We start from the raw sequence: 24,269 nt of genomic DNA on the forward strand, positions 1-24,269 counted from the left end.
GCTGAGCAACCGTATCTGCGAGGATGGTTGAGTGCACCCACACCTTGCCGACACCACCTCACGGGAGGAATTTCGCCTGCTTGCGGCCGGGCACCGCTTTGTTCCGGTGACCCGGAAGGTGTTGGCCGACAGCGAGACGCCGTTGTCGGCATACCGCAAGCTTGCCGCCGATCGACCCGGCACTTTCTTGCTGGAGTCCGCGGAGAACGGCCGATCGTGGTCGCGATGGTCGTTCATCGGGGCAGGGTCGCCCTCGGCGTTGACCGTGCGCGACGGCGAGGCCGTCTGGCTGGGCGCGGTTCCCCAGGATGCGCCCACCGGCGGCGACCCGCTGGAAGCGCTGCAGGCCACGCTCGAGCTGCTGGCCACCGCGGCGGTACCGGGGCTGCCGCCACTGTCGGGTGGTCTGGTGGGGTTTTTCGCCTACGACATGGTGCGGCGCCTGGAACGGTTGCCGGAAATGGCCGTCGACGACCTACATCTGCCGGACATGCTGATGCTGCTGGCCACGGATGTGGCGGCGGTCGACCACCACGAGGGCACGATCACGCTGATCGCCAACGCCGTGAACTGGAACGGCACCGACGAGCGCGTCGATGAGGCCTACGATGATGCCGTCGCGCGCCTGGACGTGATGACCGAGGCGCTGGGCCAGCCGCTGCCGTCGACGGTTGCCACCTTCAGCAGGCCCGAGCCCGAGTACCGGGCGCAACGCACGGTCGAGGAATACGGGAAGATCGTCGACTACCTCGTCGACCAGATCGCGGCCGGCGAAGCGTTCCAGGTGGTGCCCTCGCAGCGCTTCGAGATGGACACCGACGTCGACCCGATCGACGTGTACCGGATTCTGCGGGTGACCAACCCGAGCCCCTACATGTATTTGCTGCACGTGCCGAATAGTGCTGGCGCAACTGACTTTTCGATCGTCGGATCCAGCCCGGAGGCACTCGTCACCGTCGTCGACGGCCGGGCGACGACGCATCCGATCGCCGGTACCCGGTGGCGGGGACAGAACGAGGAAGAAGATCAGCTGCTGGAAAAGGAGCTGCTGTCCGACGAAAAGGAACGTGCTGAGCACCTGATGCTGGTCGACCTCGGCCGCAACGACCTCGGCCGCGTCTGCACGCCCGGCACCGTGCGCGTCGAGGACTACAGCCACATCGAGCGCTACAGCCACGTCATGCACCTGGTGTCCACCGTGACGGGCATGCTCGGCGAGGGCCGCACCGCTCTGGACGCGGTCACGGCCTGCTTCCCGGCCGGCACGTTGTCCGGCGCGCCGAAGGTGCGGGCCATGGAGCTGATCGAAGAGGTGGAGAAGACGCGCCGCGGCGTATACGGCGGCGTACTCGGCTACCTCGACTTCGCCGGCAACGCCGACTTCGCGATCGCCATTCGCACCGCGCTGATGCGCAACGGCACCGCGTACGTCCAGGCGGGGGGCGGGGTAGTGGCCGACTCAAACGGTCCCTACGAGCACAACGAGGCGAGCAACAAGGCGCGCGCGGTGCTGAATGCGATCGCCGCCGCGCAGACGCTCACCGCCCCGGAGGCACCCCGCAATGGGTGATGCCGCGCCGGACCGCCGGGCCCGGCTGACGATCGGCATCGCCCAGCTCCTGCTGGTCGTTGCCGCGGGGCTGCTGTGGGCGGCCTCGCGACTGCCGTGGGTGGTCATCCGGTCGTTCGACGGGCTGGGACCTCCCAAGGAAGTAATCCTGGCAGGCGCGTCATGGTCGACCGCCCTGCTGCCGTTCGCGCTGCTGATGCTTGCCACGGCCGTGGCGGCGCTCGCGGTGCGCGGCTGGGCGCTGCGGGCGGTTGCCGGGCTGCTGGCAGTGATCAGTCTGGCGATCGGCTATCTGGGTTTCAGCCTGTGGGTGTTGCCGGACGTCGCGGTGCGCGGAGCCGAACTGGCCCATATTTCGCTGGTGACGCTGGTGGGCACCGAGCGGCGCTACTGGGGAGCGGGGCTCGCGGTGGCCGCCGCGGCGTGCACATTGATCGCCGCCGTCCTGTTGATGCGATCGGCGATGTCCGCACGCGCCGGGGCGAAAAAATACACCGCGCCCGCGACCCGCCGCTCAATTGCGAGGCGCAAAGGCGCCGACGGGGCGATGCTGGAGGAGCCGGGGGCCCCAGACATGTCAGAGCGGATGATCTGGGACGCACTCGATGAGGGGCACGACCCGACCGATCGGCCCCGCGAGTCTGACACCGAGGGTCGGTGACGGGTCGCGAGCCGACGGTCGCTACCCTTCATTGACGTCGTCGAAATCGGCTCGGAACCGGTTAGGTGACCGCGGGGTGACATGTGGGAAGGGAAACGACAGGTATGAGTCCGGCGACAGTCCTTGACTCCATCCTCGAGGGAGTCCGGGCCGATGTTGCCGCGCGCGAAGCCCGTATCAGCCTGCCCGAGATCAAGGCGGCGGCCGCCGCGGCGCCACCACCACTTGACGTGATGGCCGCCCTGCGCGAGCCCGGGATCGGCGTCATCGCCGAGGTCAAGCGCGCCAGTCCATCGGCGGGTTCGTTGGCGCCCATTGCCGATCCGGCCAAGCTGGCGCAGGCGTACGAAGACGGCGGTGCCCGGATCATCAGTGTGTTGACCGAGGAGCGGCGCTTTCAAGGTTCGCTCGACGACCTGGATGCGGTGCGGGCCGCCGTGTCGATTCCGGTTTTACGCAAAGACTTTGTGGTGCAGCCCTATCAGATCCACGAGGCGCGTGCACACGGCGCCGACATGCTGTTACTCATCGTCGCCGCCCTGGAGCAGTCAGCGCTGGCGGCGATGCTCGACCGCACCGAATCACTGGGCATGACAGCACTTGTCGAGGTCCACACCGAGCAAGAGGCCGACCGGGCGCTGAAGGCCGGGGCCCACGTGATCGGGGTCAACGCCCGTGATCTCGCGACGCTGCACGTGGATCGGGATTGCTTCGCACGCATCGCTCCCGGGTTGCCCAGCAACGTGATCAGGATCGCCGAGTCCGGGGTTCGGGGCACCGGAGACCTGTTGGCCTACGCCGGTGCCGGCGCTGACGCCGTCCTCGTCGGTGAGGGTTTGGTCAAGAGCGGCGACCCTCGTGCCGCCGTTGCCGATCTGGTGACCGCGGGCACCCACCCGTCCTGTCCGAAACCGGCTCGTTGATTATTCAAGAGCCCCTGCGTTGAAACGTTGAACCCCATGAGCCATCCCCGCGTTGAGCATTGGTGATGGTGGATCTAAATCGCCCCGGCCTTCCGCTCACGAGCGCGGCCATCTCAGAACCCACCCGACACGACCCCGACTCGGGTGGGCATTTCGGTGGCCCCGGTGGTTATGGTGGCCGCTTCGTCGCCGAGGCATTGATGGCGGTGATCGAAGAAGTCACCGCCGCCTACGAGAAGGAACGCGTCAACCCCGAATTCCTGGATCTGCTCGACGACTTGCAGGCTAACTACGCGGGTCGGCCATCGCCGCTCTATGAGGCCACTCGCCTGAGCGAGCACGCCGGTTCGGCGCGCATCTTCCTCAAGCGAGAAGACCTGAACCACACCGGTTCTCACAAGATCAACAACGTGCTCGGGCAGGCGTTGCTGGCCAAGAGAATGGGCAAGACCCGGGTGATCGCCGAGACGGGCGCCGGGCAGCACGGCGTGGCCACCGCCACCGCATGCGCATTGTTCGGCTTGGAGTGCGTGATCTACATGGGCGCTGTCGATACGGCGCGCCAAGCGCTCAACGTGGCGCGGATGCGGCTGCTGGGCGCCGAGGTTGTCTCGGTCGACACGGGTTCGCAAACCCTGAAGGATGCCATCAACGAGGCGTTCCGAGATTGGGTCACCAACGCCGGCAACACGTACTACTGCTTCGGCACCGCGGCGGGACCACATCCCTTCCCGACGATGGTGCGCGATTTCCAGCGCATCATCGGCCTGGAGACGCGCGTTCAGATCCAAACGCAGGCGGGCCGGCTGCCCGACGCCGTCACGGCCTGCGTCGGCGGCGGATCCAACGCCATCGGAATCTTCCACCCCTTCATCGACGACGCGGGCGTGCGGCTGATCGGTTACGAGGCGGCGGGCGACGGCGTCGAGACCGGCAGACATGCGGCGACGTTCAGCGGCGGCTCGCCCGGCGCATTTCAGGGATCGTTCTCCTATTTGCTGCAGGACGAAGATGGCCAGACGATCGAATCCCATTCGATCTCAGCGGGTTTGGATTACCCGGGCGTGGGTCCGGAACACGCGTGGCTCAGGGAAACAGGGCGCGCCGAGTACCGGCCGATCACCGACGCCGAGGCGATGGACGCGTTTGGTCTGCTGTGTCGCACCGAAGGCATCATCCCGGCCATCGAATCCGCGCATGCCGTCGCCGGTGCCATCAAGCTCGGCAACGAATTAGGCAGCGGCGCAATCATTGTGGTGAACCTGTCGGGACGCGGCGACAAGGATGTCGAGACGGCGGCGAAATGGTTCGGCCTGATGGACGAGCAGGGCAAGCGATGACGGTGGAGCAAAGCCAGGCCAGTAGGCTGGCACCGCTTTTCGATGCGTGCCGGGCCGAAAACCGCGCGGCGCTGATCGGTTATCTGCCGACCGGCTTTCCGGACGTGCAAACGTCGGTGGACGCGATGATCGCGCTGGTCGAATCGGGTTGCGACCTCATCGAAGTCGGCGTGCCGTATTCCGACCCCGGTATGGACGGCCCGACGATCGCCAGGGCCACCGAGGCCGCGCTGCGCGGGGGAGTACGCGTCCGCGACACGTTGGCCGCGGTCGAGGCGATCAGTAAGGCCGGCGGCCAATCGGTGGTCATGACGTACTGGAACCCGGTGCTGCGCTATGGAATTGACGCGTTTGCGCGGGACCTGGCATCGGCAGGCGGGCGCGGATTGATCGCTCCGGACCTGATCCCCGACGAAGCCGAAGAGTGGGTGGCCGCGTCCGAGGAGCATCGCCTGGATCGCATATTTCTGGTGGCGCCATCGTCGACACCACAGCGACTGGTGACCACGGTCGAGGCATCGCGCGGATTCGTCTACGCCGCGTCGACGATGGGCGTGACCGGTGCACGCGATGCAGTGTCGAACGCCGCGCCCGAATTGGTGAGCAGGATCAAGGCGGTGTCCGACATCCCGGTCGGCGTGGGCCTCGGTGTGCGATCGCGGGAACAGGCCGCGCAGATCGGCGGCTACGCCGACGGCGTCATCGTCGGTTCGGCCTTGGTGTCGGCGCTCGGCGACGGACTGCCGAGCTTGCGCGCCCTGACCCGGGAATTGGCCGAAGGTGTGCGAGTGTCGACGTCATGACGATGTTGCCCACGTATTTCCCCAGCCCACCGCAAGGTGTCTGGCACCTCGGGCCGTTGCCGATTCGCGCGTATGCGCTGTTCATCATCGCCGGGATCGTGGTCGCGCTGATGATCGGAGACCGGCGCTGGGCAGCTCGCGGCGGACAGCGCGGGGTAATTTACGACATCGCACTGTGGGTGGTGCCGTTCGGTTTGATCGGCGGCAGGCTTTATCACCTGGCCACCGATTGGCGGACATATTGGGGCCCGGGCGGTGCCGGGCTGGGCGCGGCGGTGCGAATCTGGGACGGCGGACTGGGCATCTGGGGCGCGGTGGCACTCGGTCTGCTCGGAGCGTGGATCGGTTGCCGACGCCAGGGGATCCCGTTGCCGGCCTTCGCCGACGCGCTTGCCCCGGGGATCATCTTGGCGCAGGCCATCGGTCGGCTCGGGAACTACTTCAATCAAGAGCTTTACGGCCGGGAGACCACGCTGCCGTGGGGCCTGGAAATCTTCTACCGCCGCGATCCGTCGGGGTACGTCGACCCGCATTCGCTCGACGGCGTCTCGACCGGGATGCTGCACGCGGTCGTGCACCCGACGTTTTTGTACGAATTGATTTGGAACGTCCTGGTTTTCGTCGTCCTCATCTATATTGACCGGCGGTTCGCGATCGGTCACGGACGGTTGTTTGCGTCCTATGTCGCGCTCTACTGCGTTGGGCGCTTCTGGGTTGAGCTGATGCGGGATGACACCGCCACACATATCGCGGGTATCCGGATCAACACGTTCACATCGACTTTCGTGTTCATCGCTGCCATCGTCTACATCGTTCTGGCGCCAAAGGGCCGCGAAGATCCCGAGAGTTTGCGTGGCAAGAACGACGCTGCCGACGGCGAATCCGGGCCAGAAGTCGAGCCGATAGAAGAACTTGCCAGCGTCGCTGCGGTTTCGGCGGCGGCAGCGACTGCGGCCGCGGTGGACGACGACGCCGGGCCGCCCGATTCTGCCGAGTCGGTCGAAACCGCGAAGCCCGAGGCCGTCGAGCCTGAAGCCGAGGAGCCCGAGGCCGAAGAGGCTGAAGCCGAGGAGCCGGAGGCGGAGGAGCCCGAAGCCGACGAGCCGGAAGCCGAGGCGGTAGCTGCGGAGCCCGAGGCCGACGAACCGGAGGCCGAAGAGGCTGAGGCCGAGGAGCCGGAGGCGGAGGAGTCTGAGTCCGAGGAGCCGGAAGCCGAGGAGTCTGAGGCCGACGAGGCGCAAGCCGACGAGCCCGAAGCCGAAGAATCCGAAGCTGCGGAGGCGGATGCGGGAGAGCCGGAAGCCGAGGAGTCTGAGTCCGAGGAGCTTGAAGCGGAAGAGGCTGACGCCGAGGAGCCCGAAGCCGACGAAGCTGAAGCCGAAGAACCCGAAGCTGCGGAGGCGGATGCGGGCGAGTCGGAAGCCGAACCAGAGCCGGCCGAGACCGAGACCGAGGTCAGCGACCCGGAAGAAGCCATCGCGCAAGCCGAGGACAGCGAGCCCGACTCGACGCCGGCCGCCGATGCGAAGTCCGAAGAACCCGCAGCTGAGAAGGCCGCAGACCAGACGGCAACCGGCGACGAAGACAACGAAACTCGGCGTCGCTGGCCACTGCGACGACGGGGTCGGCGTTCGGGCCGCTAGCAGCCGACATGCTCTGGTTCGGTGAGGCTGGGGTACGCCCGATGGATCTGGCATGCTGAGACCGTGACTGATCCGTCGTGGAGTGATGTTCCAGACTCAGGCGCACAACCACCACAGCCGCCGGGGTATCAACCGCCGTATCCGCAATACCAGCAATACCCGGGGCCCGGTGCTTTGTACGACCCGGCCGCACCGTACGGCCGTCACCCGGTGACGGGACTGCCGTACTCGGACAAGTCGAAGACCATCGCGGGTTTGTTGCAGCTGCTCAGCCTGGTCGGCATCGGCGGCATCGGCCGCTTCTACATCGGCGACGTCGGACTGGGTGTTGCACAACTGCTCGTGGGCGTGCTCACCTGCGGTGTCGGCCTGATCTGGAGCATCGTCGACGCCGTGCTGATCCTGACCGACAAGGTCGATGACCCGCAGGGTCGGCCGCTGCGCGATGGAACCTGACTCCCGCACGGCAGACCTGTGTCAGCACGGCGTGCACCGTCACCGCCGCTACATCACCGCCGGCACCGGGGTGCTTTTGGCCGGAGCGCTCGGCTACGTCGGACTCATCGACCCGCACAACACCACTTCGGCCTACCCGCAGTGTCCGTTCAAATGGCTCACCGGCTGGAACTGCCCCTTCTGCGGCGGGCTTCGGATGACGCACGACCTGCTGCACGGCCATCTGGCGGCCAGCATCAACGACAACGTCTTCCTGCTGGCGGGTCTGCCTTTGTTGGCCGGATGGCTGCTCATCCGGTGGCAGCAGGGCCGTCGATCGCTTCCGATCCCTGCGGTGATCACCATCACTGTCGCGGCGATCGCGTGGACGGTGCTGCGTAATTTGCCCGGCTTTCCGCTGGTTCCGACGATTCTCAGCGGCTGACGGTGCCGCGAACCGCCTGGTCACCCGGCGTCGTGATTTCCCGATGGCTCAACGCGCGGCCACCTTGGGGTCACCCCGAGAACCAACGGCACGACTAAGCTGATCGGCGTGAGTAGACGCGGGAAGATCGTCTGCACCCTCGGCCCTGCAACTCAATCGGACGAGCTCATTTTGGCGTTGGTCGAAGCCGGAATGGACGTCGCCCGACTGAACTTCAGCCACGGCGACTATGCCGACCACAAAGCCGCATACGAACGGGTGCGTGCCGCCTCGGACGCCACCGGGCGCGCTGTGGGTGTGCTCGCCGACCTGCAGGGCCCGAAGATCAGGCTCGGGCGCTTTGCCACGGGGTCTACCTACTGGGCCGACGGGGAAACCATCCGGATCACGGTCGAGGATTGCGATGGCACCCACGACCGGGTATCGACCACCTACAAGAGGTTGGCCCAGGACGCCGTGGTCGGTGACCGCGTTCTGGTCGACGACGGCAACGTCGGGCTCGTCGTTGCAGGCATCGATGTCCACGACGTGATCTGCACTGTCACCGAGGGCGGCCCGGTCAGCAACAACAAGGGCATGTCCCTGCCGGGGATGAACGTGACCGCACCGGCGTTGTCGGACAAGGACGTTGACGATCTCACCTTCGCGCTGGACCTGGGCGTCGACCTGGTCGCGCTGTCCTTCGTGCGCTCGCCATCGGATGTCGAGCTGGTCCACGAGGTGATGGATCGGATCGGCCGGCGGGTGCCGGTGATCGCCAAGCTGGAGAAGCCGGAAGCCGTCGACAATCTCGAAGCGATCGTGCTGGCTTTCGATGCCATCATGGTGGCGCGCGGCGACCTGGGCGTCGAGCTGCCGTTGGAAGAGGTCCCCCTGGTGCAGAAGCGGGCCATCCAGATGGCCCGGGAGAACGCGAAACCAGTCATCGTGGCGACTCAGATGCTCGAGTCGATGATCGAGAATTCCCGGCCGACCCGCGCCGAGGCCTCCGATGTCGCCAACGCCGTGCTCGACGGCGCCGATGCGGTGATGTTGTCCGGCGAAACTTCGGTCGGGAAGTACCCGCTGGTTGCGGTCCGGACGATGGCGCGAATCATCTGTGCGGTTGAGGACAATTCCACCGCCGCACCGCCGTTGACGCATGTGCCGCGCACCAAGCGCGGCGTGATCTCCTATGCCGCCCGCGACATCGGCGAGCGATTGGACGCCAAGGCGCTGGTCGCCTTCACCCAGTCCGGAGACACGGTGAAGCGGTTGGCGCGGCTGCACACCCCGCTGCCGCTGCTCGCCTTCACCGCTTGGCCCGAAGTTCGCAGCCAACTGGCCATGACCTGGGGCACCGAGACGTTCATCGTCCCGATCATGGAATCCACCGACGAGATGATCCGTCAGGCCGACAAATCACTGATCGAGCTGAGCCGATACAAGCGGGGTGACCTGGTGGTGATCGTCGCCGGCGCCCCACCTGGCACAGTAGGGTCAACCAACTTGATCCACGTCCACCGCATCGGGGAGGACGACCTCTAACGCGCAAGGAGAGCCCGTGCCGGCCGGCAATGAGCCGAATTCCGATTTCGACGAATTGTTGGCGGTCCTGGACCTCAATCGCGTGGGCGACGACCTGTTCGTCGGGTCTCACCCCACCAAGAACCCGATGCGGACCTTCGGCGGGCAGCTGATGGCGCAATCGTTCGTCGCGAGCAGCCGCTCCCTGCTCCGGGACAACCTGCCGCCCAGCGCCCTGTCGGTGCACTTCATCAACGGCGGCGACACCGCCAAGGACATCGAATTCCATGTCTCCCGGTTACGCGACGAGCGGCGCTTCGCCAACCGGCGCGTCGACGCCGTGCAGGACGGCACGTTGCTGTCCTCGGCGATGATCTCCTACATGTCCGGCGGCCGTGGTCTCGAGCACGCCGTCGAGCCGCCACAGGTAGCGCCGCCCCACACGCAGCCGTCGATCAGCGAGCTGTTGCGCGGCTACGAGGAGACCGTTCCGCACTTCGTCAAGGCCCTGCAGCCGGTCGAATGGCGCTACACCAACGATCCGGCCTGGGTGATGCGGGACAAGGGGGAGCGGCTGCCCTACAACCGGGTGTGGCTCAAGGCGCACGGTGCGGTGCCCGACGACCCGGTGCTGCACACCGCGACGATGGTGTACTCCTCGGACACCACGGTGCTCGATTCGGTCATCACCACCCACGGGCTGTCGTGGGGGTTCGACCGCATTTTCGCCGCGTCGGCCAATCATTCCGTGTGGTTTCACCGGCAGGTCGATTTCAACGACTGGGTGTTGTATTCGACGACGTCGCCGGTGGCTGCGGATTCTCGCGGGCTGGGCACCGGCCATTTCTTCGATGGCAGCGGCCAAATGGTCGCGACCGTGGTGCAAGAAGGTGTGCTGAAATACTTTCCGCCCTCGAACCGGTAGCGGTTATCGAATAGTTACTTGACACTCGTCCGTTTTCGGTTCTGCGGGACCGCAATCGGGCGTAACTTCGAAGGTGCCGGGTATTCGATGGGACAAGCGACACGCCCATCGGGAGGTGAAGCATGAAAGGTCCGTCGGCAGACCTCCTACCCAAGCTGCGCGCGCGCGAACGTGTTGTGGTGCACGTCGATTCGCTCGCGGCGCGCTGTATCGGCGCCCTGGCGCTGCTGTGCGCCGCATGCTGGCTGGTCGCGATACTCGCCCATCACCGCTATCAGCCGCAGTGGCATTACGCCGATCGGCTCGATTGGTCTCTCACCGTGCTGGCCGCCGTGGCGTTGATCGCTCGCGGCATCTTCCTGGGTCGTCCGGTGACGACCATGCACGCGGCAGTGGCCGCTCTGTCGGTATTGGCGGGGCTGGGCGCGCATGTGCTGGGGTTTGACCTCCTCGGTGACGTACTGATCGCAGGATCGGGATTGCTGTTGATGTGGCCGACGTCGTCGCATCCAAGATCCGAAGATATGCCCCGGGCATGGGCTTTGATCAATGCCACCACGAATGACCCGCTGGCACCGTTTGCGATGCAAACGGGCAAGAGCTACCACTTCACCGCCGCGGGTGACGCGGCGCTGGCCTACCGGACGCGGATGGGGTTCGCGGTGGTCGGCGGGGATCCGATCGGCGATGAGGCGCAATTCCCCGAGCTGGTCGCCGATTTCGCCTCGATGTGCCACACCCACGGCTGGCGCATCGCGGTGGTGGGTTGCAGTGAGCGACGGCTCGGGCTGTGGAACGACCCGGCGGTGGTCAGACAATCGCTGCGGGCGGTCCCGATCGGTCGCGACGTCGTCGTCGACTTGTCCGGATTCGACATGGTGGGACGCAAGTTTCGCAACTTGCGTCAGGCGGTGCAGCGCACCCACAACGCCGGTATCACAACGGAAATCGCGGCGGAGCAAGAACTCGATGATAAGTTGCTGGCCGAATTGACCGATGTGGTGCACGCGTCGCCCCGTGCGGCTCACACCGATCGGGGTTTCTACATGAACCTCGATGGCGTGCTGGAGGGCCGATTCCCTGGGATACAGCTGATTGTCGCCAGGGACGCCGACGGGCAGGTCCAGGGCTTTCATCGGTACGCGACGGCCGGCGGTGGCAGCGATATCACCCTTGACGTGCCATGGCGACGCCGCGGCGCTCCCAACGGGATCGACGAACGGCTCAGCGTCGACATGATCGTGGCCGGGAAAGATGCTGGGGCGCAACGGTTATCGCTTTCCTTCGCGGCGTTCCCGGAGATCTTCGACGACAAGAATCGCGGCCGGCTCGAGCGGCTGTTCTATCGGCTGATCCATCTGCTCGACCCGCTGATCGCCCTCGAGTCGTTGTACCGGTACGTGCACAAGTTTCATGCGTTGGACGCTCGGCGCTACGCGCTGATATCGATGACGCAGCTGGCTCCGCTGGTATTCGTTTTGCTGACATTGGAATTCATGCCGCGCCGACGCCACCTGTGAGCGTCGGCTTACTGCGTGCAGATGCGCTGTAACGCGACGGTACCCGCTTACCCGATGTGCAGTTCGGGAGAGCGAACTCCGGTGGGCAAGTGGTGAGTGGCCACCACAACCGTCCGCTCGGCGCTCACCAGCCCTGGGCCCGGTGTCAGCAGGTCCGCCAAAATCCGTTCGGCATCGGCCGCGTCGAGGTGCTCGGTGGGCTCGTCGACCAGCACGATCCGGGCCGGCGAAATGACCACTCGGGCCAGCAACAGTCGCCTGCGCTGACCCGCCGACACCGCCTGCGCACCGCCGGTCAGCACGGTCGACAGGCCCTGCGGCAAACTCGCCAGCCATTCGCCGAGACCGACCGCGTCCAGTGCCGCCGCCAGTTCGCCGTCTCCGCAGTCGCCGCGGGCGACCAGTAGGTTATCGCGGACCGTGGTCGCAAAGATGTGCGCATCTTCGGCGAAAAAGCTTACCGCGCTGGGTAATTCAGACTCGGCGAACTGTTTCAGGTCGGCTCCGTTCAGCATCACCCGGCCGTGCAGCGGCGGCATCAAGCCGGCGAGTGTCATCAGCAGCGTCGTCTTACCGGAGCCGCTGGCGCCGGTAACGGCCAGCCGCGCGCCGGGTGCGAGGTCGAGCGTCAGCTGGTGCGACAGGGCCTGCGTGTGACCGGAGCACACGTCGGCCGACAGCCGGGCCGTGCCGGTGGGTAGCGTTGCCGTCGCGGGGGATTCAGCCGTCCGGTCCTGCGGAATCAGGTCGAGCAGACGACGTGCGGCGATGCGTGAACGGGTCAACTGAATGGCGGCCGCCGGCAGGGGAGTCATCGCCTCGAACGCGGACAGCGGCAATAACATCAGGACCGCCAGCGTGGTCGGGGCGACCGCGGGCGCCAGCCCGATCCCGGCCACGACCGCGCCCAGCACACTGACCCCGATGGCGGCGGTCGGCATGGCCTCGGCCAGTGCGGCCGGCCTGGCGGCCGCGTCCAGTGCATCACTCCAATTGAGTTGGCGGCGATGCGATTCGGCGATGACATCGGGCAGCGCGCCGGCGACCCGAAGCTCGGGTGCGTGTTCGAGGGCGATCATCGCGGACGTATCGCGCTCGGAATGATGTTGGCGGGCAATCTCTTCCTGAGCCGCGGCCGCTCTGCCCGCCAGCCGGGGCGCCACCGCACCGGTGATGAGCAGGCAGATCGCCAGCACCGCGCCGGCCGCGGGTGAAATAACCGCGACCACGACGGTTGCCGCCACCGCCAGCACCGCCGCGACGCCGATCGGTATCAGGGCGCGCACCAGGACGTCGGCCAGTTCGTCGACATCGGCGCCGACGCGCGCCACCAGCTCACCGCTGTGCAGCCGGACGGCCACCGCGGCCGGCCCGTCCGCCAGCCGGTGGTAGATCTCCGCCCGGGCAACACCGGCCGCACGCAGCGCGGTGTCGTGAGTGGCCAGTCGCTCGCAGTAATGCAGCACGCCTCGCGAGATCGCGAACAAGCGCACCGCGACGACCGCGACGGACAGGTCCAGGATCGGCGGCATCTGCCAGGCCCGCGTGATCAGCCACGCCGATACTCCGGCCAGGGCCAACGCGCTGCCCAGCGACAGCACTCCCAGCGCGATGGCCGCCAGGATGCGGGGCAGCCGTGGGCGCAACAAGCTCGACGCGGCCAGTAGGGGTTCAGACGTGCGCACAACGCACCTGCCTGTCCGAGACGACCTCGACGACCTGGTCTGCGATCGCCACCACCGGCTGCCGGTGGCTGACGACCACGACGGTCGCTCCCGCGCGTGCCCGCTCGACCATGGCCCGCAGCACCCGTTCTTCGGTACGGACGTCCAAGTGTGCGGTGGGTTCATCGAGCAGCAGCACCGCAGCGTGCGACCCGAGGGCTCGGGCCAGGCCCAGCCGTTGTCGCTGTCCCAATGACAGCCCGACACCATCGCGCCCGAGTGTGGTGTTCAGCCCCTCCGGTAGCTCGGCCAGCACTGCATCGAATCCAGCTGCAGCACAAGCGCTCTCAATATCATCCAACTTGCCGAGCAGGCTTAGGTTGTCACCGACCGTGCCGGGGAGAAGCACTGGGCGTTGCGGCAGCCAGGACAGCTGTCGCCACCACGCCGTCTGCTCGAGCTCGGTGACGTCGACCCCGTCGGCGGTGACGCGGCCGGACGACGGCACGGTAAGTCCGGCGATTGCCTGTAATGAGGTGGTCTTGCCGGCGCCATTTCGCCCCGTCAGCACCGTCACCAGACCCGGCTGGATCGCCGCGGTCAACTCGCACGGTGAATTGCCGTCTCGTCCGGCCACACTGAGCGCTTCCAGGCGGATCTGCGCACCGCGGGCGACCACCGTCCGGGTGCGTACCACCGCCGCGGCGGGCTCGCCGATGAGCGCGAATGCCTTGTCGGCCGCGGTTCTGCCGTCTTGGGCGGCATGGAATTCCACCCCGATGCGGCGCAGCGGCCAGTACACATCCGGCGCCAGCAGCAGCACCGTCAATCCGGTGGTCAGGCTCATCTCGCCGAACACCAAGCGCAGACCGATACCGACCGCGATCAGCGCCACGCCCAACGTGGCCAGCAATTCCAGCACCAGCGCCGACAGGAACGCGATCCGCAGCGTCGCCATCGCCGAGCGTCGATGAGCGGCAGCGAGTTCGGCGATGCGATGTTCCGGGCCCGAGGCGCGGCCCAGTGCCCGCAGCGTGGGGATGCCGGCGATCAGGTCGAGCAGCCGGCCCTGCAGGGTCGTCATGGCGGCCAGCGCCGCCGCTGATCGCTCGGCGGTCGCCAGCCCGATCAGCACCATGAAAATCGGGATCAGCGGCAGCGTGATCACCACGATCACCGTCGATTTCAGGTCGTAGAGGGCGATCACGGCCACGGTCGCCGGAGTCAGGATCGCGGCAAGCAGCAAGGTGGGCACATATCCGGTGAAATAGGGCCGCAGGCCGTCCAGGCCGCGGGTTACCACGACCGCTGCGTCATCGCGCTGCGCGGCAATTTCATTGGGTTGACGGGCGGTTACCGCCACCAGCACCTGGTCGTTGAGATCGGCGATCACCGCGCTGGCCCCACGCTGGCCCAGCCGCGCCTGTAGCCAGCGCGTCACCGTACGGACGGCCCACAGTGCCAACACGATTGACAGCGGCGCAAGCCAGTCTCGCAGCCCTCGGGCCGAGTGGTCGCTGATGACCCGCGCGACGACGCCCGCCAATATGATCGCCGAACCGATCGCGCATCCGGAGATCACCACTCCGCAGCTCACCACGGCGACCAGGTAGCGACGCAACGCGGTCGACGCCCGCCAGAGTCGCGGGTCCAGGGGCGCCCGGGAGTTGCGTGTGGTCAGGACGAACGCCTCGCCAGGCCGATCGACGGCGGTATCCGGTCAGTCGAGATTCGTTGCCGGAACACCCAATACGTCCACGCCTGGTACACGACCGTCAATGGGGCAAAGAATGCGGTCACCCATGTCATGATCTTGAGCGTGTAGGGCGTCGACGACGCGTTGTAGATCGTCACGCTCCACTGCTTGTTCAGCGTCGAGGGCACCAAATCGGGATACAGCACGCCGAACAACAGGATAACCACCGCCGCAACGACGACCGCCGTGCTCGCGAACGCCCAGCCGTCGGAGGCCCGGCGCCACACCAACGTCACCGCGGTGAGCTGCGCGACGACCGCCACTCCCAGCACCAGCCAGGTCCAGTTCTTGCCGTGCGCCAGCTGCGTCCAAAGCCCAAAGGCGGCAACCAGTCCGGTGACCGGGAGGGATAGCCGCGCCGCGAAGCGGTGCGCGTCTTCTCGGATCGCGCCGGATGTTTTCAACGCGACGAACACCGCGCCGTACAGCAGAAACAGCCCGGCCGTGGCCAAGCCGCCCAGCAGCGTATAGGCGTTGAGCACATCGCCGATCGAAAGATGGATGTGACCGTGGGCGTCCACCGGCAGACCGCGCACCAGGATCGAGAACGCCACGCCCCACAGCACCGCGGGCAACCAGGATCCGGCGGCAATACCGAAGTCGGCCAGGGCGCGCCACTTCGTGTCGTCGATCTTGCCGCGCCATTCGATCGACACCGAACGCACGATCATGCCGAACAGGATCGCGAGCAGTGGGAGGTACAGCGTCGAGAACACCGTCGCATACCAGCCGGGAAACGCGGCGAACATCCCGGCGCCGGCGGTGAGCAGCCAGACTTCGTTACCGTCCCACACCGGGCCGATGGTGTTCAGCGCCGCGCGCCGGTGGATTTCCGGATCCCCGCTGCCGACACGACCGAACGGCTCCATCAGCATGCCCACGCCGAAGTCGAAGCCCTCCAGGATGAAGAAGCCCAGGAACAGCACGGCGATGACACCGAACCACAACTCTTGCAGCGCCATTGGTGAGCTCCGTCCCGGTCGGTCTGCGTGTCAGTAGGCGAATGAGAGCGGTGCCACCTCATCATCGCCGGGTGCTTTCGGCGGTGCGGGTTCCGCGTCGTGCTCCAACGGGCCCTCGGAGATGTAGCGCTTCAGCAGGAAGAACCAGATGACCGCGAGCACCGCGTAGACGAGGGTGAACATCACCAGCGAGACGACGACCACGCTGGAGGGGTGATCGGATACGCCTTGGCTGACGGTTAGTCGAACCTGTTGGTCGCCAGTCGGGTTCGGCACGACGATCCACGGCTGCCGACCCATTTCGGTGAACACCCACCCGGCGCTGTTGGCCAGGAATGGAGTGGGAATGGTGAGCAGCGCGAACCAGGAGAACCACGATTGGGTCGGGGTGCGACCGCCGCGGGTCAGCCACAAGGTGGCTAGCGCGAACAATATCGGGATCGCCATCAAGCCGATCATCATCCGGAACGACCAGTAGGTGACGAACAGGTTGGGCCGGTAGTCATTTGGCCCGAATCGATGCTCGTAGTCCTGCTGGATGTTGCGTACACCCTGCAACGTCACACCGCTGAATTTGCTCTCGGCGAGGAACGGTAGGACATAGGGCACCTCGATGACGCGGGTGATGCTGTCACAGTTGTTGTGCGTGCCGACGGTCAGGATGGAGAAGTCCGGATTTGTCTCTGTGTTGCAGAGTGATTCCGCCGACGCCATTTTCATCGGCTGCTGCTGGAACATCAGCTTGCCCTGTTGGTCGCCGGTGAAGAACAGCCCGACGGTGGCGAACAGCGCCACCCAGCATCCCAGGATGGCCGCCGGGCGAAACACCGCGCCGAGGTCGACATTGGCGGTCTTTTTCGAGCGGACCAGCCACCAGGCGCTGACCGCGGCGACGAAGGTGCCCGCGGTCAGCAGCGAACCGTTGACCGCATGTGAAAATGCCGCTCGCGCAGTGTTATTGCTCAGCAATGCCACGATGCTGTCCAATTCGGCACGCCGCGTCGCCGGGTTGTAATGCGCGCCGACGGGATGCTGCATGAACGAATTCGCGGTGATGATGAAGAACGCGGACACATTCACCGAGATCGCGACGACCCAAATGCAGGCGAGGTGAACCAACTTCGGCAGCCGGCTCCAGCCGAAGATCCACAACCCGAGGAAGGTGGATTCGAAGAAGAAGGCGGCCAGGCCTTCCATCGCGAGCGGGGCGCCGAAGATGTCGCCGACGAACCGCGAATACTCGCTCCAGTTCATGCCGAACTGGAATTCCTGCACGATCCCGGTCGCCACACCGATCGCGAAGTTGATCAGGAACAGCTTGCCGAAGAACTTGGTCAGCCGATACCAGGCGGTATTGCCCGTGGCCACCCATGCGGTCTGCATGACCGCGATAACGGGCGCCAGCCCGATCGTGAGCGGCACAAAGATGAAGTGGTAGACGGTTGTGATACCGAACTGCCACCTTGAAATGTCGACGACATTCATCTGTCAGCTCCCGTGACTTGCAGCGGTCTACGACACAGTGTAGTAGTTAGGCGAGCCCGGCGCCATTCCCGAGTTCTTTAGAGGCTTTGCGGATCCCGAACGACGCGACGATCTCGAAGACGCCGATGACGGCCAGCCAGACGCCGACAACAAGCGCCAACGTGACGATCGATGCGAACGGCGACGCCAGCACGACGATGCCGGCGAGCAGGCTGATCGCGCCGAGGAAAATCGACCACCCGCGTCCGGGCAGGGTGGGATCGCTGATCGCGGAAACCGTTGTGGCCACGCCACGGAAGATGAATCCGATACCGATCCAGATGGCCAGCAACAGCACGGCGTACCCCTGACCGAAGTGGCGAAATGCCAACACGGCCAGGATCAACGAGGCGGCACCGCTGACGAACAACAGGATGCGGCTGCCCGCCGAAACATGCAGGCTGAAGGCGAACACGACTTGTGCGACACCGGTTATCAGCAGATAGGCGCCGAAGGCGATCGCGGCGGCCAGGATGGATATTCCGGGCCACGCCAGCACCAGGACGCCGACAATCAGCGTCAGAAGTCCCGATACCAGCGTGGATTTCCACAGATGCGGCAACATGCTCGGAATAGGAGTGGGCTGCATAGCCTCACTGTGGCACAACCGCGAAGCCGAAAATAGGGGCTTTAGACCGTGGCGCCGTGGGTTGTCCGGGGCTCGTCGGCAGCCAGCCCGCCAGGTTCGGCCGCTGCCGGTTTGCGGCCGATGAGATACCAGGTGCGCATCATGCCTTTGCCTTTGACCTCGATGCGGCCGCGCTCCTGCAGCACGAAGTCATCCTTGAGACGTTCGTAAACGTCCTCGGGCACTTGAATCTGGCCAACGGAGTCGGTCGATTCCATCCGGGCCGCAACATTGACCGCGTCGCCCCACACGTCGTAGAAGAAGCGACGCGACCCCACGACGCCTGCGACCACGGTGCCTGTCGCGAAGCCGACCCGCAGCGGCACCGAAAGACCATGCGGGTCCTCGAGATTGGCGGCGGCAGCGGTCATTTCGAGGGCAAAGTCCGCGAGCGCCTCGACGTGGTCGGGCCGAGGCCGCGGGACTCCGCTGACCACCATGTAGGAGTCCCCGCTGACTTTGATTTTCTCCAGTCCGTGCTTGTCCACCAGTTCGTCGAAAGTGCTGTAGAGGCGGTCGAGGAACTTGACCAGGTCGCATGGCGCGGTGGTACTTGCGCGCTCGGTGAAGCCGACCATGTCGGCGAACAGCACCGAGGCCTCCTCGTATCGGTCGGCGATGACGTCGCGTTCGGGCTCTTTGAGTCGCTCAGCGATGCTGGCCGGCAACATGTTGGCCAGCAGCGCCTCCGAGCGGTCGTATTCGGCTTCCATGACCGCCTCGGCACGCTCGGTATCGCGCAGCGCGAACCACACCGTCACGACCACCATCGCGCACGCCGAGACCGTGGTGATGACAAAGCTCATCGTGATCGCCCAGGGCGCTTCCAGCCCGGTGGAGCGGGGCACCAGGAACTGCAGCATGACAACCAGCGCGACGCCGATAGCGGCCAGCAGCGCCGCGAGGCCGATGCGCTCCGCACCGAGCTGCAACACCACGAGGCTGGCGGTCGTCACGAGGAAGTACTGCACGCCGCCGCCGGTGCCGACTTCCCAGCAGGTCACGACGACCGCGGTATACGCCGTGAAGATAAAGGTAAGCGGCGCAACCAGTTCTCCGAAACGGTGCAGCCACGGGACCAACGCGAAGATCCCTCCGGTGATGACGTTGACCACCTGGATGGGGTAGGCCGCGGGTCCGGACCAGAAGCCGAGAACGGCGAAAACCAGGCACACCAGCACGCCCATCAAGGCGTTGATGTTGAGGACCCTGACCCGGCGCGCGTGACTGTCGGCGTAGTGGTCGTTGCGGGCGCCATTCTTCGCCCGCACCGCCGCCTTACAGTCCGGGCGTGTCGAGCCATCCGGCCGACTTGGTGGGGCACCACATTTCCTAGCCACCACGTTCAAAGCGTAACCGCTGAATCGGCATATACCCACTGTGGCGGTGAAAATTGTGGGGCCCGAGTGCCCCGGGGTGACGGCTTTGGCGGCGAAAGGCTAACTCGCGCCGGGACTCCCGGTCGGCGGCGCACCCCGCAAATGGATATGCGTGTCACGAAGGCGGGTGGAGCGGCGTCCGCCGGATCCGGGGGGCGCGAATCCCGGCAGCTGCGCGATGGGAACCACGGCGATGTGGGGCCGGACCACGACCGGCATGGTCAGCATGGTGGCGAACACCCGGGACTCGCGTTTCGCCTGCTCTCGGGCGATGAACAGCACATCGAGGGGGTACCAGAGGCCGACCCACGCCACCACCAGGAACACACCGTTTCCGAATAGTTCGGTGGCGAACTCGCCGACGAACGGGCGGGTGAAGATGAACGACAGCCCGATGCCGACGACGAACAGCAGCGAGCCGCTGATCAACGACCGCATGCCCTGACGCCAGATCAAGTCGTGCTGCCGGTCGGATCGGCGGACCGCCAACTCGCAGTAGCGGTGGACCGACGCCACCAGGTTTGCGGTCAGTTCCCCCGAGCACTCGCCGGCTATGTCCAGGACGATGCGCTGATCGGCGGAATGCCGCTTCTGGGAAAGCATCAGCTCGACGAGTTCGTCGATGCCGCTGTCGATTCGGCGTGAGCCGGACAGCAGCGACCGCTGGTCGACGGCGAACAGGTCGGCGGGGTCATCTAATTCGATGATGATGTCCGCCAACGGTTCTCGCTGATTACGTCGCAGGTTCACGCCACAACCTCTCGCACGAGAAGGTGCCGTTTCCCACGGCATCCCCGAATACTACTGAGATCGGGTTGCGCAGCTACGGGATTCGCCGAATACATTGGTGTACAGGCGATCTCGCTAGTCGACCATCGGTCGTGAAATAGCTGTCCACCCCTCCGGGGAGGGGTGGACAGCGCCGAGCCACTTAGATGGCGATGCAGGATCCGCCGGGAAGGCAGAAGCTCCCGCATCCCGAAGTGGTGAGCGGGGTGAGCACGATAACGAGGGCAACGAAAATTCTGCTAAAACGCGACACGACGAACTCCATTCTGGGTGGAACGGGGCAAAGCGTGCTTACTGTACGTCTGTTGAACAAGCCAAAACGTGTTGCGAATCAACCGTGTTGTATTCGGGATTGCGGCGTTGCCGAAATGCGATCCTGACCCGGTTTGCACCGGGTCAGGCGCAGTGCCTCGGGGAGATAGCTACCCGACCCCATTGACGGCGTTGGATCGCCGACTCGTCAGGCGCGCCAAATGTCTTGATGCACAAGAGGTTTCGCTGACCGATTGTGGTCAATAACGATTACCCCTCCGGGGAGGGGTGGATAGGGCCGAGCCACTTAGAGAACGAAGCAGCTGGACGCTCCGGCCGCGCAGGAGCTACCGCATGCCGCGGTGGCGAGCGGGGTGAGCGCTATAACGAGGGCGATGAGGGTTTTGCTAAAACGCGACACGACGAACTCCACTCTCTAGGGACTGGGCTAAGCGTGCTTACTGTACGTCTGTTCAACAAGCCAGACGCGTAACGAACCCCTGTGTGTCGGATTCGGGATTGCGGCGTTGCCGAAATACGATCCTGCACCCGGTTTGCACCGGGTCAGGCCTGGTGCCCTCGGTGAGATTCGAACTCACACTGGACGGGTTTTGAATCCGTTTCCTCTGCCAGTTGGGATACGAGGGCTTGTCCGGCGTATTAGCTTAAGCGGCCTCCCACCATAGAGGATCGGTGTGGTCATCGGTTCTCACCGCCCCCGATGTCGCTGGTCGCCGGGATCCACGAGACAATGTTCGTCATGACAGGCCCCACGACCGACACCGACGCCGCTGTGCCGCGCCGGGTCCTGATCGCGGAAGACGAAGCGCTGATCCGTATGGACTTGGCCGAGATGCTGCGAGAGGAGGGGTACGAAATCGTCGGCGAGGCAGGAGATGGCCAGGAAGCCGTCGAGCTGGCCGAGCGCCACAAACCCGACCTCGTGATCATGGATGTGAAGATGCCGCGTCGTGACGGCATCGACGCAGCCTCCGAAATAGCGAGCAAACGCCTCGCGCCCATCGTGGTGCTGACCGCGTTCAGCCAGCGCGACCTCGTCGAACGCGCGCGCGATGCCGGGGCGATGGCTTACCTGGTGAAGCCGTTCACGATCAGCGACCTGATCCCCGCCATTGAGTTGGCCGTCAGCCGGTTCGGCGAGATCAGGGCGCTGGAACGCGAAGTGGAGACACTGTCCGACCGGCTGGAGACCCGCAAGGTCGTCGAACGCGCCAAGGGCCTGCTGCAGTCCAAGCAGGGCATGACCGAGCCCGAGGCGTTCAAGTGGATTCAGCGTGCCGCGATGGATCGGCGGACCACGATGAAGCGGGTGGCCGAAGTCGTGCTCGAAACCCTCGGCGACGCCTCCGACGAGTAGCTCTCGGCCGTCGAGTGTGAACCCAGGTAGACGACGCGCCGCATGAGGCCGCCGCAGTTGCACACTCGGCGAATGGAGGCGTCGTTCAGCGGGCGACGATCACCGACGAACCATGGCCGAACAGGCCCTGATTGGCGGTGACGCCGACCGTGGCGTTCTCCACCTGCCGGCCGGTGGCCTGGCCACGCAGCTGCCAGGTCAGCTCGCAGACCTGAGCGATCGCCTGGGCGGGGATGGCCTCGCCGAAGCACGCCAGCCCGCCGGACGGGTTGACCGGAACCTTGCCGCCGATCGCGGTCGCCCCGCTGCGGAGCAGCTTCTCGGCTTCGCCCTTGGCGCACAGACCCAGGTGCTCATACCAGTCGAGCTCCAGCGCGGTGGACAGGTCGTAGACCTCGGCCAGGCTCACGTCCTCGGGGCCGACGCCCGCTTCGGCGTAGGCCGCGTCGAGGATCTGGTCTTTGAACACCCGGTCGGGCCCAGGCACCACCGCGGTGGAATCCGTTGCGATGTCCGGCAATTCGGGCAGATGCTGCGGGTACTGCGGGGTGACCGTGCTGACTGCGCGCACCGAAGGCACACCGTCGAGCGAGCCGAGGTGCTTGCGGGCGAACTCGGCGCTGGCCACGATCAACGCTGCGGCGCCATCGGAGGTGGCGCAGATGTCGAGCTGTCGCAACGGGTCGGAGACCACCGGGCTGGCCAGCACGTCCTCGATCGAAGACTCCTTGCGGTAGCGGGCATTCGGGTTCTGCAGGCCGTGCGCGGAGTTCTTCACCTTCACCGCAGCGAAGTCCTCCGACGTCGCCCCGTACAGGTCCATCCGCCGGCGCGCGAGCAGCGCGAAGTACACCGGGTTCATCGCACCGATCAGGTGGAACCGCTGCCAGTCGGGGTCGTTCTTGCGTTCCCCACCGACGGGTGCGAACGCCCCCTTCGGCGTGGTGTCGGCGCCGATCACCAGCGCGACGTCGCAGAACCCGGCCAGGATGTGGGCGCGGGCGCTCTGCAGCGCCTGCGAACCGCTGGCGCATGCGGCGTAGCTGGAGCTGACGGGTACGCCGTTCCAGCCGAGCTTCTGCGCGAACGTCGACCCGGCGATGAAGCCCGGATAGCCGTTGCGGATGGTGTCGGCGCCAGCGACGAGTTGGATCTGTCGCCAGTCCAGCCCGGCCTCGGCCAGCGCGGCGCGCGCGGCGACCACGCCGTATTCGGTGAAGTCCCGGCCCCATTTGCCCCAGGGGTGCATTCCGGCGCCGAGGATGTAGAGCGGTTCGGGTGTGCTCATGATGCGATCCTCCAGGCGTGCACGATGCGCTCGACACCGTCGTCATCGGTGAACAACGGCATCGTGGTCAGTTCCATCTCCATGCCGACCTTCAGGTCGGCCGCCAGCGTGCCCTCGACCACCTTGCCCAGCACGATGATCCCTTCGTTGGCCAGTTCCACCGCGGCGATGGCGAACGGCTCGAACGGGTCCGCCGCCGGGTAGGGCGCGGGTGGGGGATACCGGTTTTCGGTGTAGCTCCACAGCGTTCCCCGGGTCGACAACGCGACGGACTCCAAGGTGTCGCTGGCGCAAGCTGGGTTGGGGCAGTTGTTCTCCCGCGGCGGGAAGACATAGGTGCCGCACTGCGGGCACTTGCTGCCGATCAGATGGGGATTTCCCGCGTCGTCGATGGCGAACCACCCGTCGATCGCGGCTTGTGTACTGGTGACCTCTGGCACTCGGCCAGACTACCCAGCTCACCGACAAAACTGAAACGTGTTGCAGTTTTGTGTGCGCGGTTGGGTGATCGGCGATGAATTCGGCGACTACCGGCGGTCATATCTCAGGAGGTTTCGTCCGAGCGAAGGAGTATGTGGTGGTTATTGTCGCTGGTCACCTCGTCGTTGATCCAATGCTGCGAGAGAGCTATCTGGAAGCCTGCAAGGCGGTCGTGGAGCAGGCTCGGCGAACGCCGGGTTGCATCGACTACGCGATCAGCGCCGACCTGCTCGATCCGAGTCGCGTTGACATCTTCGAGCATTGGGAGTCACAGGCGGCCGTGGACACGTTCCGCGGTAACGGACCCAGCGATGACCAACAAGGCTCGATCGTGTCAGCGTCGGTAGCCGAGTACGACGTAGGCGGTGAGCGGCGCCTGACTTGATGTCACCAGGGGT

General features: G+C 65.6%; 22 protein-coding genes and 1 tRNA gene. 13 read left to right on the forward strand and 10 right to left on the reverse strand.

The features are described 5' to 3' along the window. Window positions 1-31 precede the first annotated feature (31 nt). From ACZY0B_RS07715 to ACZY0B_RS07765, 11 genes are all read left to right on the forward strand, one after another. Complete coding sequence (locus ACZY0B_RS07715; RefSeq protein ID WP_463763469.1) at window positions 32-1,570, forward strand: anthranilate synthase component I; 1,539 nt, start codon at window positions 32-34, stop codon at window positions 1,568-1,570. Continuing rightward, window positions 1,563-2,231 carry a TIGR02234 family membrane protein gene (locus tag ACZY0B_RS07720; RefSeq protein WP_463763470.1) on the forward strand — a complete coding sequence of 223 codons (669 nt, stop codon included), beginning with the start codon at window positions 1,563-1,565 and terminating at the stop codon, window positions 2,229-2,231. Before ACZY0B_RS07715 ends, ACZY0B_RS07720 begins: the two co-directional genes overlap by 8 nt. A gap of 104 nt (window positions 2,232-2,335) precedes the next feature. Beyond that, window positions 2,336-3,154, forward strand: coding sequence for an indole-3-glycerol phosphate synthase TrpC (gene trpC / locus ACZY0B_RS07725; protein ID WP_463763471.1), 819 nt, complete (start codon window positions 2,336-2,338; stop codon window positions 3,152-3,154). A gap of 65 nt (window positions 3,155-3,219) precedes the next feature. Next, window positions 3,220-4,494 carry a tryptophan synthase subunit beta gene (gene trpB, locus ACZY0B_RS07730; RefSeq protein ID WP_463763472.1) on the forward strand — a complete coding sequence of 425 codons (1,275 nt, stop codon included), beginning with the start codon at window positions 3,220-3,222 and terminating at the stop codon, window positions 4,492-4,494. Then, a complete protein-coding gene (gene trpA / locus ACZY0B_RS07735; protein ID WP_463763473.1) occupies window positions 4,491-5,297 on the forward strand; it encodes a tryptophan synthase subunit alpha in 807 nt (268 codons plus the stop codon). The genes trpB and trpA overlap by 4 nt, the downstream gene beginning before the upstream one ends. Then, on the forward strand, window positions 5,294-6,940 hold the full coding sequence (locus ACZY0B_RS07740) for a prolipoprotein diacylglyceryl transferase (protein ID WP_463763474.1): 1,647 nt from the start codon (window positions 5,294-5,296) through the stop codon (window positions 6,938-6,940). The genes trpA and ACZY0B_RS07740 overlap by 4 nt, the downstream gene beginning before the upstream one ends. 63 nt (window positions 6,941-7,003) lie before the next feature. Next, window positions 7,004-7,396: a TM2 domain-containing protein gene (locus tag ACZY0B_RS07745; RefSeq protein ID WP_463763475.1), complete on the forward strand. Its 393-nt coding sequence runs from the start codon at window positions 7,004-7,006 to the stop codon at window positions 7,394-7,396. Beyond that, entirely contained in the window at window positions 7,386-7,820 is a 435-nt protein-coding gene (locus ACZY0B_RS07750; RefSeq protein ID WP_463763476.1) for a DUF2752 domain-containing protein, read from the forward strand. Before ACZY0B_RS07745 ends, ACZY0B_RS07750 begins: the two co-directional genes overlap by 11 nt. 108 nt (window positions 7,821-7,928) lie before the next feature. Next, complete coding sequence (pyk, locus tag ACZY0B_RS07755; RefSeq protein ID WP_463763477.1) at window positions 7,929-9,347, forward strand: pyruvate kinase; 1,419 nt, start codon at window positions 7,929-7,931, stop codon at window positions 9,345-9,347. Window positions 9,348-9,363: 16 nt separating this feature from the next. Next, window positions 9,364-10,251 carry an acyl-CoA thioesterase domain-containing protein gene (locus tag ACZY0B_RS07760; RefSeq protein ID WP_463763478.1) on the forward strand — a complete coding sequence of 296 codons (888 nt, stop codon included), beginning with the start codon at window positions 9,364-9,366 and terminating at the stop codon, window positions 10,249-10,251. Between the two features lie 122 nt (window positions 10,252-10,373). Further along, entirely contained in the window at window positions 10,374-11,771 is a 1,398-nt protein-coding gene (locus tag ACZY0B_RS07765) for a bifunctional lysylphosphatidylglycerol flippase/synthetase MprF (protein ID WP_463763479.1), read from the forward strand. 47 nt (window positions 11,772-11,818) lie between these two features. Here the strand turns inward: ACZY0B_RS07765 and cydC are convergent, their stop codons facing one another. From cydC to ACZY0B_RS07805, 8 genes are all read right to left on the reverse strand, one after another. Next, complete coding sequence (cydC, locus tag ACZY0B_RS07770) at window positions 11,819-13,456, reverse strand: thiol reductant ABC exporter subunit CydC (protein ID WP_463763480.1); 1,638 nt, start codon at window positions 13,454-13,456, stop codon at window positions 11,819-11,821. After that, window positions 13,443-15,056 carry a thiol reductant ABC exporter subunit CydD gene (gene cydD, locus ACZY0B_RS07775; protein WP_463763481.1) on the reverse strand — a complete coding sequence of 538 codons (1,614 nt, stop codon included), beginning with the start codon at window positions 15,054-15,056 and terminating at the stop codon, window positions 13,443-13,445. Before cydD ends, cydC begins: the two co-directional genes overlap by 14 nt. 56 nt (window positions 15,057-15,112) lie before the next feature. Next, window positions 15,113-16,153, reverse strand: a complete 1,041-nt coding sequence (gene cydB, locus ACZY0B_RS07780; protein ID WP_463763482.1) for a cytochrome d ubiquinol oxidase subunit II — start codon at window positions 16,151-16,153, stop codon at window positions 15,113-15,115. Between the two features lie 30 nt (window positions 16,154-16,183). Then, window positions 16,184-17,638: a cytochrome ubiquinol oxidase subunit I gene (locus tag ACZY0B_RS07785; protein ID WP_463763483.1), complete on the reverse strand. Its 1,455-nt coding sequence runs from the start codon at window positions 17,636-17,638 to the stop codon at window positions 16,184-16,186. A 46-nt stretch (window positions 17,639-17,684) separates the two neighbouring features. Beyond that, window positions 17,685-18,266, reverse strand: coding sequence for an HdeD family acid-resistance protein (locus tag ACZY0B_RS07790; RefSeq protein WP_463763484.1), 582 nt, complete (start codon window positions 18,264-18,266; stop codon window positions 17,685-17,687). Window positions 18,267-18,307: 41 nt separating this feature from the next. Beyond that, the gene (locus ACZY0B_RS07795; protein ID WP_463763485.1) at window positions 18,308-19,648 is read right to left on the reverse strand and encodes an adenylate/guanylate cyclase domain-containing protein; all 1,341 of its coding nucleotides are present in this window, start codon (window positions 19,646-19,648) and stop codon (window positions 18,308-18,310) included. A 96-nt stretch (window positions 19,649-19,744) separates the two neighbouring features. Next, window positions 19,745-20,434 carry a hypothetical protein gene (locus tag ACZY0B_RS07800; protein ID WP_463763486.1) on the reverse strand — a complete coding sequence of 230 codons (690 nt, stop codon included), beginning with the start codon at window positions 20,432-20,434 and terminating at the stop codon, window positions 19,745-19,747. An 862-nt stretch (window positions 20,435-21,296) separates the two neighbouring features. After that, a tRNA-Leu gene (locus ACZY0B_RS07805) sits at window positions 21,297-21,373 on the reverse strand. Between the two features lie 112 nt (window positions 21,374-21,485). Between ACZY0B_RS07805 and ACZY0B_RS07810 the strand changes: the two genes are divergently transcribed. Beyond that, window positions 21,486-22,103 carry an ANTAR domain-containing response regulator gene (locus ACZY0B_RS07810; protein WP_463763487.1) on the forward strand — a complete coding sequence of 206 codons (618 nt, stop codon included), beginning with the start codon at window positions 21,486-21,488 and terminating at the stop codon, window positions 22,101-22,103. 85 nt (window positions 22,104-22,188) lie between these two features. Here the strand turns inward: ACZY0B_RS07810 and ACZY0B_RS07815 are convergent, their stop codons facing one another. Both ACZY0B_RS07815 and ACZY0B_RS07820 read right to left on the reverse strand, forming a co-directional pair. Continuing rightward, complete coding sequence (locus ACZY0B_RS07815) at window positions 22,189-23,391, reverse strand: lipid-transfer protein (RefSeq protein WP_463763488.1); 1,203 nt, start codon at window positions 23,389-23,391, stop codon at window positions 22,189-22,191. Continuing rightward, complete coding sequence (locus ACZY0B_RS07820; RefSeq protein ID WP_463763489.1) at window positions 23,388-23,831, reverse strand: Zn-ribbon domain-containing OB-fold protein; 444 nt, start codon at window positions 23,829-23,831, stop codon at window positions 23,388-23,390. The genes ACZY0B_RS07815 and ACZY0B_RS07820 overlap by 4 nt, the downstream gene beginning before the upstream one ends. A 137-nt stretch (window positions 23,832-23,968) precedes the next feature. Between ACZY0B_RS07820 and ACZY0B_RS07825 the strand changes: the two genes are divergently transcribed. Next, window positions 23,969-24,256: a putative quinol monooxygenase gene (locus ACZY0B_RS07825; protein ID WP_463763490.1), complete on the forward strand. Its 288-nt coding sequence runs from the start codon at window positions 23,969-23,971 to the stop codon at window positions 24,254-24,256. Window positions 24,257-24,269 lie beyond the last annotated feature (13 nt).

It is taken from the genome of Mycobacterium sp. IDUB_19, assembly GCF_055419445.1.

Excerpts from the sequence above, each read along its gene's own strand:
- ACZY0B_RS07815 (WP_463763488.1), bottom strand. The coding sequence starts at position 23,391 with ATGAGCACACCCGAACCGCTCTACATCCTCGGCGCCGGAATGCACCCC.
- trpA (WP_463763473.1), top strand. The coding sequence starts at position 4,491 with ATGACGGTGGAGCAAAGCCAGGCCAGTAGGCTGGCACCGCTTTTCGAT.
- trpC (WP_463763471.1), top strand. The coding sequence starts at position 2,336 with ATGAGTCCGGCGACAGTCCTTGACTCCATCCTCGAGGGAGTCCGGGCC.
- ACZY0B_RS07790 (WP_463763484.1), bottom strand. The coding sequence starts at position 18,266 with ATGCAGCCCACTCCTATTCCGAGCATGTTGCCGCATCTGTGGAAATCC.
- ACZY0B_RS07720 (WP_463763470.1), top strand. The coding sequence starts at position 1,563 with ATGGGTGATGCCGCGCCGGACCGCCGGGCCCGGCTGACGATCGGCATC.
- ACZY0B_RS07810 (WP_463763487.1), top strand. The coding sequence starts at position 21,486 with ATGACAGGCCCCACGACCGACACCGACGCCGCTGTGCCGCGCCGGGTC.
- ACZY0B_RS07740 (WP_463763474.1), top strand. The coding sequence starts at position 5,294 with ATGACGATGTTGCCCACGTATTTCCCCAGCCCACCGCAAGGTGTCTGG.
- trpB (WP_463763472.1), top strand. The coding sequence starts at position 3,220 with ATGGTGGATCTAAATCGCCCCGGCCTTCCGCTCACGAGCGCGGCCATC.
- ACZY0B_RS07765 (WP_463763479.1), top strand. The coding sequence starts at position 10,374 with ATGAAAGGTCCGTCGGCAGACCTCCTACCCAAGCTGCGCGCGCGCGAA.
- ACZY0B_RS07785 (WP_463763483.1), bottom strand. The coding sequence starts at position 17,638 with ATGAATGTCGTCGACATTTCAAGGTGGCAGTTCGGTATCACAACCGTC.
- cydB (WP_463763482.1), bottom strand. The coding sequence starts at position 16,153 with ATGGCGCTGCAAGAGTTGTGGTTCGGTGTCATCGCCGTGCTGTTCCTG.
- ACZY0B_RS07750 (WP_463763476.1), top strand. The coding sequence starts at position 7,386 with ATGGAACCTGACTCCCGCACGGCAGACCTGTGTCAGCACGGCGTGCAC.